The following is a 12,872-nucleotide window of genomic DNA, read 5'->3' as shown; positions in this document are numbered from 1 at the left end:
ACACTGGGGATTTTGTTTAGTCGTTAAATCTTGCGACCATGTTGAACGCTAATATTGAATGTATTGGGTCGACTAAGAGCAACAATCGCTGCGGCGTAGCCAGCTTCTTGGGATCTTCTCAAATATCACTTTCGCCATTAATAACGCGAGTAATATCCCTGAAGTCGCCACTAACCATTCCGGTAATATTTCGTGCTGCTCACCTATTTGTGGCATCACCACAAACCCAAACGTTGCCACCAGATAATTGACTAACATACCTGCGATTAACGCTACGCCGACAACACCACCCAGGTATCCCCATAACGCACGCTTACCCAGTTCTTTGGCCACTATGCCTAAAGTCGCAATATTGGTTGCTGGACCCGTCATCATAAAGACCAGCACAGCGCCTGGTGACACACCCGCAAGCAATAATCCCGCTGCAATAGGCGTTGATGCCGTAGCACAAATATACATAGGCACAGAGATTAGCACCATGACTAACATCGCCAGAATGCCATCACCCCATTTTGCTAAAAAGTCACTAGGAACATAGGTTTGTACTAATGCGGCAAAAAATAACCCCACCAACAACCACAGAGTCGTATCACGTACTAAATCCGTGGCCGCATATTTAAGACCAATCCCAACGCGTGTTAATACCGATTCAGACTTTAACTCAGTGGCAATATCTTGGGTCGATGCACAGCAACTATCGGTCTCTCCTTGCTTATGGGCGTGAGCCGCACTCGATTCTGCGCTAGCCTTGGTCGAGGTGTCACAACACGCGCCCTTTTTCACCACCACTATTTTTTCGGACGCTGCTGGTTCAGCAGTATTAGCACTGCAATGGCTACTGGTTTTCTCAGTTTTTATCGCGCTGACATGACTTACATTTTTATAAGCACTGGCATTGCTGTTCATCAAGCTGGATGCCGCCATTGGCGTCATTTTGATTGCGGCCTTTTTCTCACTACTACAACAAGACGAGTCCGCTTTAACTGGTGCTTTTACGGCTGAGCAACAGCTTTGAATCGGTTCTGTCGTGACCTCTTTAGGCTCTGCCTTTGACGCGCAGCAAGATGCTGTCGGTATTTCATTCTCTATCTTAGTTTCAGGCTTAACCGCGGTAGGTTTACCATCGTCATCACGGCCAACTAATAATCCCGCCACAATCGCGCTGCTAATAGCGGCTATCGGCCTGACTATCGCCATAAAAGGCCCAAGTAACACGTAGGAAACGGCAATCGAGTCAACGCCGGTTTCAGGGGTTGATACGAGGAATGACGTAGTCGCCGCCTTCGATGCCCCCGCACGGCGCAGCCCTACGGCCGCAGGGATCACCCCACAAGAACATAAGGGTAAAGGTGCGCCTAACATTGCAGCCTTAACCACGGTTTTAAAACCATGCCCCCCCAGCTGTTTTTGCATCCACGCCATGGGCACAAACACTTTTAATAGCCCAGCTAACACTAAGCCCAGTAATAACCACGGCGCAGACTCTAAAAATAAATCAACAAAATTCTTCAATAACATAATTAATTCCCTGATTCTTCGTGGGTTACTTTGCTGTGGGCATGGTGAGGTTCGTGGTGTTGATGTACTTCGTGTCGATGAGAATGATGCTCAGCCCGCTCGGTACTTGACTCTAGAGCCTCTAGAATAGAGCAATGTTCGGCGCTACGCGGCCCACCACAACAGGCATCAGACAGGCTTTGTAAACTGGTTTGAAAATGCGTTAACTCCGCCATTTTGGCCTGAACTTGTGCCAATTTAATATCCACCATGCCCTTTACATCAGCGCAGACCCGGTTAGATTTATCGAGTTCAATCGAGAGTAACTCACTGATTTCATTTAGGGTAAAACCCACTGCTTTAGCCCGTAAAATAAAACGCAGGCGCGCAGCATCATCCTGGGTATATACACGATAACCAGACTCAGTACGGCTCGATGGCGTAAGTAAGCCGTGCTTCTCGTAGAATCTCAGCGTGTCGGCTTTCACCTCACATAAATCAGCCAGTTCACCAATACGGTACATGTCTTCATCCTTTGCGAAATACTCCATAACTTAAGGAACATTTCTAGCACAACACTCAATGTAAGCAAGTATAAACCTTGGAGCCTACTCCAAGGTCAAGAAGTAATTGAGACTTTACTCAACACGCCCTTATTAGTACGGCTTTGTTCTGATACGAATATTGTGAAATCACACAGAAAAAACACCCGCAAAAGCAGTTTTACGCTAGAATGTGCGCGCCTGACGGTGGGATAAAAGTCAAACAGTAGAACCAAGGGACTTTTGGAAAGCAGAATAACAAATAGCTTGTTCTGTTTTCCGAAAGATCCTTGAAACTAAAATAACTGGACCCTGTACCCAAATGACTGCTGCCAATAATACCAGACCCATTCGTCGCGCGCTGCTTAGCGTTTCAGATAAAAACGGAATTCTCGAGTTTGCCCAAGCTCTACACGCCCAAGGTGTAGAGCTGCTATCAACGGGCGGTACTGCTCGTCTGCTGGCCGATAACGGCGTGCCTGTTATCGAAGTATCTGATTACACAGGACACCCTGAGATCATGGACGGTCGTGTTAAGACGCTGCACCCCAAAGTGCACGGCGGCATTTTGGCGCGCCGTGGTCTTGATGAAAGTGTAATGGCCGACAACAACATCAATGCTATCGATCTAGTTGTGGTTAATCTTTATCCCTTCGCCGACACTGTGGCTAAAATCGGTTGCACCTTAGAAGACGCTATCGAAAATATCGATATTGGTGGCCCGACTATGGTACGCGCAGCAGCAAAAAACCATAAAGATGTCACCATTGTGGTTAATGCAGCCGATTACCACCGTGTACTAGCGGAAATGGCAGCGAATAATGGCAGCACCACCCATGCGACTCGTTTCGACTTAGCCATTGCGGCCTTTGAGCATACTGCGGGTTACGATGGCATGATCGCCAACTACTTCGGCACTATGGTTCCAATGCATAGGGTTCCAGCCCATAGCACTGACGAATGCGCTGAAGACTCCCTATCCGTTGAGAGCTCAAAGTTCCCACGCACCTTCAACACCCAATTAATCAAAAAACAAGATTTGCGCTATGGCGAAAATAGCCATCAAACGGCGGCATTTTACGTTGATACTAAAATTGATGAAGCCTCTGTGGCTACCGCGATTCAATTACAAGGCAAAGCTTTGTCTTACAACAACATTGCCGATACTGACTCCGCTCTTGAGTGCGTAAAAGAATTCAGTGAGCCAGCGTGTGTTATCGTTAAACACGCCAATCCATGTGGCGTTGCATTAGGTAAAGATTTACTCGATGCCTATAACCGCGCCTATCAAACTGACCCTACATCAGCCTTTGGTGGCATCATCGCCTTCAACGGCGAGTTAGATGCCGCGACTGCCAGCGCTATCGTTGAGCGTCAATTCGTTGAAGTCATTATTGCCCCAAGCGTAAGCCAAGCGGCGCGAGATGTGATTGCCAAAAAAACCAATGTGCGCCTATTAGAATGCGGTCAGTGGGCAACGAAAACTCAAAGCCTAGATTACAAACGCGTTAACGGTGGCCTGTTAGTACAAGATCGCGATCAGGGCATGGTTGGTTTAGAAGACATCAAAGTGGTTTCTAAACGTCAACCGACGGCAAGCGAGTTGAAAGACTTAATGTTCTGCTGGAAAGTGGCGAAATTCGTTAAATCTAACGCCATCGTTTATGCCAAAGACGGCATGACCATCGGCGTTGGTGCTGGTCAAATGAGCCGCGTTTATAGCGCTAAAATCGCCGGTATCAAGGCTGCTGACGAAGGTTTCGAAGTCGTAAACTCTGTGATGGCCTCCGATGCCTTTTTCCCATTCCGTGACGGTATCGATGCCGCAGCTGCTGCGGGTATTAGCTGCATCATCCAACCGGGTGGCTCAATGCGCGATGCTGAAATCATTGCCGCAGCCGACGAGCACGGTATGGCGATGGTAATGACAGGTATGCGCCACTTCCGTCATTAATCACCAATTAAATCAAACTTAGCCCTAAGGATTTAGGGCGTTTTCTTTTACGATGTGTGGGAGTTTTAACCATGAAAGTGTTAATCATTGGTGGCGGTGGCCGCGAACATGCCCTAGCGTGGAAAGCCGCCCAATCGGCTCAAGTTGAAACTGTCTACGTGGCGCCTGGCAATGCCGGCACCGCCCTAGAGCCTAATGTTGAAAATCTGGCGATCAGCGCCACCGACATTCCTGCCCTACTTGATTTTGCCCAAACCCATAAGATTGAACTGACCATAGTCGGCCCAGAAGCGCCATTAGTGATGGGCGTTGTTGATGCATTCAATGCCGCTGGTTTAGCGATATTTGGCCCCACTAAAGCCGCAGCGCAACTTGAAGGCTCAAAGGCTTTCACCAAAGACTTTTTAGCACGCCACAATATCCCAACAGCGGGTTATAAAAACTGTACTGACATTAGCGATGCCAAAGCGTTTGTGCGTGAATTAACCGCGACCACAGGTTATCCAGTTGTGATTAAAGCCGACGGTTTAGCCGCGGGTAAGGGCGTTATCATCGCGTTAAATCAAGCAGAGGCCGATGCTGCGATTGATGACATGCTCGCCGGTAACAAGTTCGGTGATGCGGGTTCGCGCGTGGTAATTGAAGAATTTCTTAAAGGCGAAGAAGCCAGCTTTATCGTAATGGTCGATGGCAAAAATATTCTGCCAATGGCTACCAGCCAAGATCATAAAGCACGCGATAACGGCGACTACGGCCCAAATACCGGAGGCATGGGCGCTTACTCGCCAGCCCCCGTAGTCACTCAAGCAGTGCACGACTGGACGATTAATAACGTTATTCGCCCAACGGTTGATGGTATGGCCGCCGAAGGCAATGTCTACACTGGCTTTTTGTATGCCGGTTTAATGATCTCGCCAGATGGCAGCGCTAAAGTGCTTGAATATAACTGCCGCTTTGGCGATCCAGAAACGCAGCCCATCATGATGCGTTTACAGTCTGATATCGTTGAACTGTGCTTAGCCGCCACCCGCGGCGAGTTAGATAAAGTCACAGCCGAGTACGACGAGCGCGCCGCCGTGGGTGTGGTGTTAGCCGCAGGCGGTTATCCTGATGAGTACCGTAAGTTTGATGTGATTGACGGTCTAAGCCTTGGTGACAATAACGGCAAAGTCTTCCATGCTGGCACTGAGATGAAAAACGGCCACGTAGTCACTAACGGTGGCCGCGTCCTGTGCGCAACGGCCCTTGGCAATACAGTGACTGAAGCGCAAAAAGCCGCTTATAAATTAGTTGATGAAATTCACTGGGATGATGTGTATTTCCGTACCGATATTGGTTATCGCGCCATTGCGCGTGAGCAGCAAGGTTAATAATTAAACCATTAAAAAAACCGGTATCTCACCGGTTTTTTTATGCCTGTATTTTGACGCGGCGTCAATTATAAACACATGATTTTAAATGAAATTATAGAATTAAACCTATTTAAAATGATAATGACAATATACAATACCCCCAAAATATTAAGCCCCTACATACCAAGGACTCCCATGAGGATTCGACTGTTTTATGCCGCCATTACTCTACTTCTTAGCGGATGTGGGGGTTCTGAGGACGCGGGCACCACTCAGCCCCCAGTCCAACCACCTGTAACGCAATATACCGCCAGCAGCGTAGCAGCCACGGGCGGCGTACTAAGCCCCAACAGCCAAAAAGTCGAATCAGGCACCAGCGCTATTTTTAGCGTTATTGCCAATAGCGGTTTTACACTCGATGGCATAACGGGCTGTGGGGGAAATCTTAATGGGCTGACTTACACAACTGCGGCAATGGTGACCGATTGCACTATCACGCCGATATTTATCAGTAATGCCGAAAATGCCATTAAGCACCAAGACCACAAGCTTGCCAGTGCGAGTGAGTTAATTGATTTCAGCATCGCCGAACTCGCTAATATCGACGTCAAACGTAAAGTCCAGATAAAACAGTTATATCAAGGAGTAGGTAACAGCATAACTTGGCACCCGAGCCATGACTCCATTACTTTTTCGAGCTTTATGCCGGAAAACACTTTCACCGTGCTGCCATCAAATATCGATGCGAGTGGCGCAAGCACTGTGCGCGGTTTAGTGATGGCGGGCGAGCAACAGGGACAAAGATATGCGGCCATGGCGGAAAATCTTTTTTCCGTTAATACCTCAGCTCAAACCGATGCTTTACTGAAAAACCTTTTAGGCTGGCTGACCAAAGGCGCCGATAAAACCTGTGGCCTCAGCACCGATGTATTCAGTATAGTCACCGCCCAAATGCCAAGCGCCACCGACAGTTGGTACTTTCCTCATAATGAGGGGATCCGCACTTGGCTCACCAAAAACTACCCAGATGCCCATAGTATTAATGCCGCAAATACCTGTGACTACAGCCAGTTAAGCAACTGTATCGAAACGCTTAAACCAGATCTGATTGTGATTAGCGATATCGACCGTCAATCACTGGGTTTTGCCGGTATAAAAGCTGCTATAGCCAAAGCTAAGGCGGCGGGCATCCCCTTGCTGCTCTCTAATTACTGGCGTGATGAAAGCCCAATGCTCTCACCACTTTACGTTGATATGGGGCTGTCGACCGCAGGCAATTACTGGTCAAAACTCAATGCCAATAACCTCAGTGTCACCGATATTCTGGCCGAAGATACAACCCTGACCAAAGTAAATAATCTGCTTAGCAGTCTTAGTGAAGGCCGCTTCGATACCTCAGTGCTTAACGATTGTGGTGGCAATTATTTAAGCTGCAATGCTGCCGCTTTTATCGATTCATTCAAAGCTGGCGCCGATTGGTATCGAACCAATGCCGAAACCTTAGATAACCATGCTATCGATGTGTTTACCAAAGCTGAGTTCCCTTTAATGAAAGCTGGACTGCTGCTCGCCGACAAATACCGCAGCGAAATTGATTACCCTATTGCCTATAACGAATACGCCCAGTGGCAGCAGGCTCTATTTGCCGACTGGACAATAAGTTATGTCCGCGCCCATAACTTAGCCCAGCCTGATTTGGGGGAATATGTTACCAACAGTGCTAATCTCAGCAAGGGCAATAATGCCCATTACGCTTACCCTGCCACCATCTCCGAGCAAAAAACCATTAGCGTACCTTATGCTGGCCAATGGACGACCACCGGTTGGTATGCTCTACCGGGCCAAACCATCAAACTCACTCGTCTCGACAGCAGCACTGCTAATGTAGAGATAAAACTCAACTATCATAGACGCAATACTAACCGCGCCTATGAACAGAAAATTTATCGCGGCCCATTGGAGTTGGCGCAGCAACGCCTGCGCTTAGTACAAGGGAAAAGTATTGAGTTTTCCTCCCCCTACGGCGGGCCGATTTATCTATACATCAATGGTGATGCTTCGAGTGTTGATGGCGCGTTAAGTGTTGATGTCAACGCTGAGCATGTCGCTAAACATCCGACCATTATGGATTTCTCAAACCCCACTGAAATCGCAGCCTTTAACGATCGCATCCAAAATACCGAATTACCCCATGTGGACTTGCGCACCGATGGTGCCGAGCAGCATCTGCGGCGCGACCGCTTTTTAAACGCTATCGGCGGGGATGTACCCGATGTAAACGCGCTACTCAACAGTATTATCGATGACCATATCAACAGCGTTTACACCCTTGCGGGACTTAAGATCCAAGGCAAGAGCTTAAGTGAATCCTTACCCGCCGATGTGCTAGCGGCCTGCAAAGGACTGTTTGGTGGCGACTGTATCGATAATAGTCTGCATACCCGCACTATTGTTCAACACGCCAATTATGACCAAAATGCCCAGTGCGGCGCAGGTTGTAGCGGTAATCCTTGGGATGCAGCCTGGAACATCGACCCAACCGGTTGGGGTGATAACCATGAGTTAGGCCATAATCTGCAAACTAATCGTCTTAATGTGCAATATGCTGCGGCAAGTGACAGTGACAACTGGGCCGGTTATAGCAGCCGTGCAGGAGAAAACTCCAACAATATCTTCCCTTATGTAGTGAAGTGGAAAACCCATTATCTGCGCGATGGCAATACAGATACAGTGACAGATGGCCACATGAACCACAAAGATCTCTTCTATGTGTTTATGTCCGATGCAGCCGGCACAAAAGATACCCGCGGTAAACGTGTAGTATTTGGGGCTAACTGTAAAGTGCTTGATGCGGGTGAAGACAGATACACAGCGCCCTGGGCCAGCAATGATTATGCTGTGCATAACGGCTATCGCATGGCGTTTTACATCCAAATGGCGCTAAAGGCTCACGGCATAACGCTGAACGATGGCACCACATTGGAAAATGGCTTTAACCTGTTTACCTTGCTGTATCAACACAATCGCATTTTTGGCAAATATGCCAATAATGTCAGTGATTGGGAAGCAAACCGCAGCAAACTGGGCTTTAGCCAATTCCCGTTTGATGCTAATAGTGTCTACAGCGGCAAAACCGTGAGGGATATTCCGGGCAACGACTTTATGTTGGTGTCATTAAGTCAGCTCACAGGCAAAGATTGGCGTAGCCATTTTGATATGTTGGGTTTGCGCTACTCAAGCCTTGCGGCCGCACAAACCACCGCCAACGCAACATCGGGCGTAATGCCCATGGGCATGTATCAGTTAGAAACTGAGCTGCCGCCCGCCAATATGAGCCGAGGATTAACCTTTATACCTTTGTCGCTAAACGAGGGGACTACGCTGTGGAAAGGTGCAAACTCTCCCTCACAATGCGCAAAACCTTAGCTATAATAAGCAACTAAACAAGTTTCATTAGTTATAAACCTCGTATCAGCGGGGTTTATTTCACCTAAATATGTGAGCTAAATCGCATACCTTGCAGTAGATGACGGGCAACATCTATCTTCTTATATTTTAAATAATCATAAAATGAATGGGGTGAATATATGGGTTATTCGGTAAAAGATCTTATTTATCAAGGTGAAAAATCTGGCGTACATAACTGGCAAACCTTAGAAGGAAGTAGTTTTTACTGGCATCCAGACTGGCTGCATATTGCAGAGGATATAACAGGCTATAGTGCAACAGCAACGATAGCTGCAGATGGAAAAAAAGCGACTCAAAATGAGGCCACGCAAACCATCGTTGACCATCTCAATAAAAACGACAAATAAACTTTTAATGCCCGGAGGCGATAGCCCTACGGGCAATTTTGTCGATTAATCTCGGCGCGATTAATTTAAGCCAGCGCCCTAAACGCCCACGTAATGAAGTGATCAGTAAGCGTTCTCGCATAGCAATGACGGGCAACATCATCTCAGCACATTGTTCAGCGGTGAGAATTTTAGCCTCTTGCATAGGGGATTTACCTAGCGGTTTACCTGCACCATCCAAAGCACGTTTATGGATTTGTGACACCACAAAGTCAGGGCAAACAACGGTTACAGCCACATTATCGTCGGCTAATTCAATCCGCAATGAATCGAAAAAACCAATCACAGCATGTTTCGATGCGGCATAACCACTTCTGGTCGGCACGCCTGTTAAGCCCGCAACCGATGCCACGACCACGACTTGGCCTTCACTGGCTTTTAAATGGGGTAACGCGGCATGGGTTAAATATGCCGGCCCAAGATAGTTCACCCGCATAATATCATCGAGCACAGAGAGTTGTGTTAATTCATCAAAACGTGACCACATGGTCATGCCAGCATTATTAATTAAAATATCGAGGCGGCCATAATAGGCAACCGTGGCAGCAACCAAGGCTTGGCACTGTTCAGCACTCGATACATCGGCCGCAAAGACAAAGGGCGCTGGGCCATAATGAGCGATTTCTAAGGCAAGTGATGCTAGACGTGTTTCATTACGGGCGCTAATCACGAGCTGACACCCCTCTCGCGCCATAACCATCGCTAGTGCACGGCCAATGCCTTCTGAGGCACCCGTGATAATCACGACCTTACCTGTGAGTGTGTTTATCGCCATTGATTTGTCACCAGCTTGTTAATTATACCTTTTCTTAAATTGGCATAATCACGTTAAAAGCGCAATCCTCACGCGCCTTGTGCGCGCCTAATGTCATATTGCTCACGATAGTTAGCTAAAGGTTGTGGACGGCCAATCGCATAGCCTTGGGCGTAGTTGATACCTATGGTGTTCAATTTATCAATAATTTCTTGAGTTTCAACAAACTCAGCAACCGTTTCGATACCCATTACCCGGCACACATCCTGAATCGATTTCACTATGGCGTAGTCTTTAGCATTCACTGCAAGATTCTTAATAAAGCAGCCGTCGATTTTGACATAATCAACCGGTAATTCCCGTAGGTAACCGTAAGACGCGAAACCACTCCCAAAATCATCTAATGCAAAGGAAAAACCCCGTTTACGTAGCTGTTTGAGCATTTCCATGCCGCGATTACGATTTTGGATCGCGGTAGTTTCAGTAATTTCAAAGCAAATACATTGACTTGGAATATCAAAAATCTGCTGTTGCTGGATGATATATTCCACCATACCTTCAGCGCCCAAACTATTACCCGAAAGATTAATTGAAATACAGTGATCAGGCCAAAGCTTGGGGTGTAAAGACAACCATAAAAAGGCTTTGCGGATCACTTCTTTATCTATATCAGGCATTAACCTAAAACGCTCGGCGGCAGCAATAAACTGTGCAGGAGGCAGAATGCGACCACAGGGCTCTTGAATGCGTAACAAGATTTCCATACGTTGTCGCAGCGAGCCACCGCTTAAACCACGGATTGGTTGGTAATAAAGGATTAGCTCATTTTCTTCAATAGCCTGTGCAATACGCACCGCCCACTTAGGCGCGTTTCGCTGGTAGGTCAATTCTTTATCTTTATCATCATAAAAATGAATTTGATTAGCGCCCTTAGCTTTAGCGGCAATACAGGCAATGTCGGCGTCTTTCAATGATTCTTGCGCATTAATATAGGGCGCACGGCCAAAGGCAACGCCTATGCTTAGCCCCACCTTATAATGCGTATTCCCACTACTTAATACCTGTAATGAGACTTGTAAAATCAATTGCTTGAGTAGTTTAGCGACCGATAGTGCACTTCGACCACAAATCACTAAACCAAACTCATCGCCACCAAGACGCGCCAATAACTCCTGCGGCCCAAGACACGACTGCATCGCTTTCGAAACCATCGCCAGCATCCGATCGCCCGCTGCGTGACCACAGCTATCATTAATCAACTTAAACTGCTCGAGATCGAGATAACACACGGCGATGGTTTGCGCTGTTGCGGTAAAGTGGGGTAATTTTTCTTCAAAAGCCTGACGATTCAACAGCCCTGTAATACTGTCAAAATTGGCTCTTTTTTGTAATTGATGTTTAAGTAATTCTTCTTGAGTGATATCCCGCAATACCACCACAGTACCGACGATTTCTTTATCGTGACTACGCAAATTGCTGATACTGCGTTCCATAATTCGAGGGGAAGCGGTTAATAGCTTAATTTTCGCGATCTGTGGAGTTGAGTCGCAGCGGCTAATACAGCTAAATACCGCCTGATTAAGTTGCTCACTAGCCTTTAATAAACTCGCCAAACTTTGATCTATCGCGTGACAACTGGCTACGCCCAAGAGCACTTCGGCTCGCGGATTCATGTAAATAACCTTGGCATCAACATCAGTTAAAATAACCGCCTCGGCTATTGATTCTAAAGTAATTTTAGCGCGTTCTTTTTGTTGGTAAATTCTAGCTAACAGGCTATTAACTCTACTAGCAAGTAGAACGAGCTCCTCAATTCCTTCTCCCTTCACGGGTTGATAGACGCTGGCCATAGGATCAACCTGCGCCAACTGTTGAATTAAATTCTTAAAGGGCTTAAGTAAGCCCGCGCGCAGCCACATATAACCAAGGGCAACAATAAACACACCAAGCAAAATAAATCCAAGCGATACCCAATCGAGTTTAAATTTGACCTCTTGAAAAGGGCTCTCAAAGAACTGTACTTGAAGATAAACTGGCGTTTCTTTTAACAGGCTTGGGATTTCAATCGCATCATTATAAGTACCATTAACCTTTGACTGAGCCATATTCTCATGGCTTATCGCCACCTTAGACACCAAGGAGGCTTGGGCATATTCAAGTAAGTCACTCTCTGTCAGTTGTCGAACTAACAGCACATATTCATTGGGTGCAGAAGCCACTGCGGTGACCACATAAGCCTGAGCATCAATCAAATAAACGCCTGCAATACTTTGTTTGCCTGCACGACTGATAGCACTGGCAATGTTCTGCAGTTGATCCTTGCTTAAAGGACGTTCATTGGGAAAAAAACTCTGCAGTTCGCCATTGCGCAAAATATACCAACTGAGATTGGCCGATATAGCACTCTCGCGCCACGAGGACTCCAGTTTATTACGTTGTTCTTCATCTAATTGAGATAAAGGTAAGGCGTAGATATTATTGAGAAAGGTTAAGCGGCTGACATCAATTTGAAACTGCTGCTGGATATTGACCAGCTCGCCGTTAGCGCTGTCTTGACGCAATAGCTCGACACGATGGTCGTACCAATAACCAAGACAATAGGAGACAATGACGACCGCAGGCAGGCAAAATCCTGCAATAAAGACCAATATTTTTTTGCCAATGTGCATTTCATTCCACGGCTTATGATGACTAAATTAACTCACGATTTGGCATAACACTTAATTGCGCCACGCAACATATCTCATTGACCCATAGTATTAAACATTGCTTCACTTTATTCGTTGCGAAAATAAGCAATAGCTTGCAATTAAATTAATATTTCACCTTTGATTTAACGCATTAATTACCTCAATAACGGCTTGTGAGGGGTCATTTTATTTCGATAATGCAGGTTACATTTGATATGGCAATAACGTT

The 12,872-nt window shown here is 46.7% G+C and carries 8 protein-coding genes; 4 read left to right on the top strand and 4 right to left on the bottom strand.

Translation table 11 applies throughout. From position 1 onward, the window contains the following. Positions 1 to 72: 72 nt before the first annotated feature. Together L2717_RS09440 and zntR are read right to left on the bottom strand one after the other, a co-directional pair. On the bottom strand, positions 73 to 1,518 hold the full coding sequence (locus tag L2717_RS09440) for an SO_0444 family Cu/Zn efflux transporter (protein ID WP_220772251.1): 1,446 nt from the start codon (positions 1,516 to 1,518) through the stop codon (positions 73 to 75). Positions 1,519 to 1,520: 2 nt separating this feature from the next. Next, entirely contained in the window at positions 1,521 to 2,021 is a 501-nt protein-coding gene (gene zntR, locus L2717_RS09435) for a Zn(2+)-responsive transcriptional regulator (protein ID WP_220772250.1), read from the bottom strand. A gap of 340 nt (positions 2,022 to 2,361) precedes the next feature. On the opposite strand from zntR, the gene purH reads away from it, so the two are divergent. From purH to L2717_RS09415, 4 genes are all read left to right on the top strand, one after another. Then, positions 2,362 to 3,993 carry a bifunctional phosphoribosylaminoimidazolecarboxamide formyltransferase/IMP cyclohydrolase gene (purH, locus tag L2717_RS09430; RefSeq protein WP_220772249.1) on the top strand — a complete coding sequence of 544 codons (1,632 nt, stop codon included), beginning with the start codon at positions 2,362 to 2,364 and terminating at the stop codon, positions 3,991 to 3,993. A 71-nt stretch (positions 3,994 to 4,064) separates the two neighbouring features. Continuing rightward, positions 4,065 to 5,363 (top strand): phosphoribosylamine--glycine ligase, encoded by a 1,299-nt coding sequence (gene purD, locus L2717_RS09425; RefSeq protein ID WP_220772248.1) that lies wholly within the window; start codon positions 4,065 to 4,067, stop codon positions 5,361 to 5,363. Positions 5,364 to 5,540: 177 nt separating this feature from the next. Further along, positions 5,541 to 8,771, top strand: coding sequence for an ImpA family metalloprotease (locus L2717_RS09420; RefSeq protein WP_220772247.1), 3,231 nt, complete (start codon positions 5,541 to 5,543; stop codon positions 8,769 to 8,771). A gap of 161 nt (positions 8,772 to 8,932) precedes the next feature. Next, a complete protein-coding gene (locus tag L2717_RS09415; RefSeq protein ID WP_220772245.1) occupies positions 8,933 to 9,160 on the top strand; it encodes a hypothetical protein in 228 nt (75 codons plus the stop codon). A gap of 4 nt (positions 9,161 to 9,164) precedes the next feature. Here the strand turns inward: L2717_RS09415 and L2717_RS09410 are convergent, their stop codons facing one another. Together L2717_RS09410 and L2717_RS09405 are read right to left on the bottom strand one after the other, a co-directional pair. After that, on the bottom strand, positions 9,165 to 9,968 hold the full coding sequence (locus L2717_RS09410) for an SDR family oxidoreductase (RefSeq protein ID WP_220772290.1): 804 nt from the start codon (positions 9,966 to 9,968) through the stop codon (positions 9,165 to 9,167). A gap of 74 nt (positions 9,969 to 10,042) precedes the next feature. Then, a complete protein-coding gene (locus L2717_RS09405) occupies positions 10,043 to 12,622 on the bottom strand; it encodes a putative bifunctional diguanylate cyclase/phosphodiesterase (RefSeq protein ID WP_220772243.1) in 2,580 nt (859 codons plus the stop codon). Positions 12,623 to 12,872 lie beyond the last annotated feature (250 nt).

The organism is Shewanella glacialipiscicola (assembly GCF_023283485.1).
Lineage (GTDB): Bacteria > Pseudomonadota > Gammaproteobacteria > Enterobacterales > Shewanellaceae > Shewanella > Shewanella glacialipiscicola.
The sequence above is the reverse complement of the archived record's forward strand: the minus strand, read 5'-3'. Positions and strand labels throughout refer to the sequence as shown.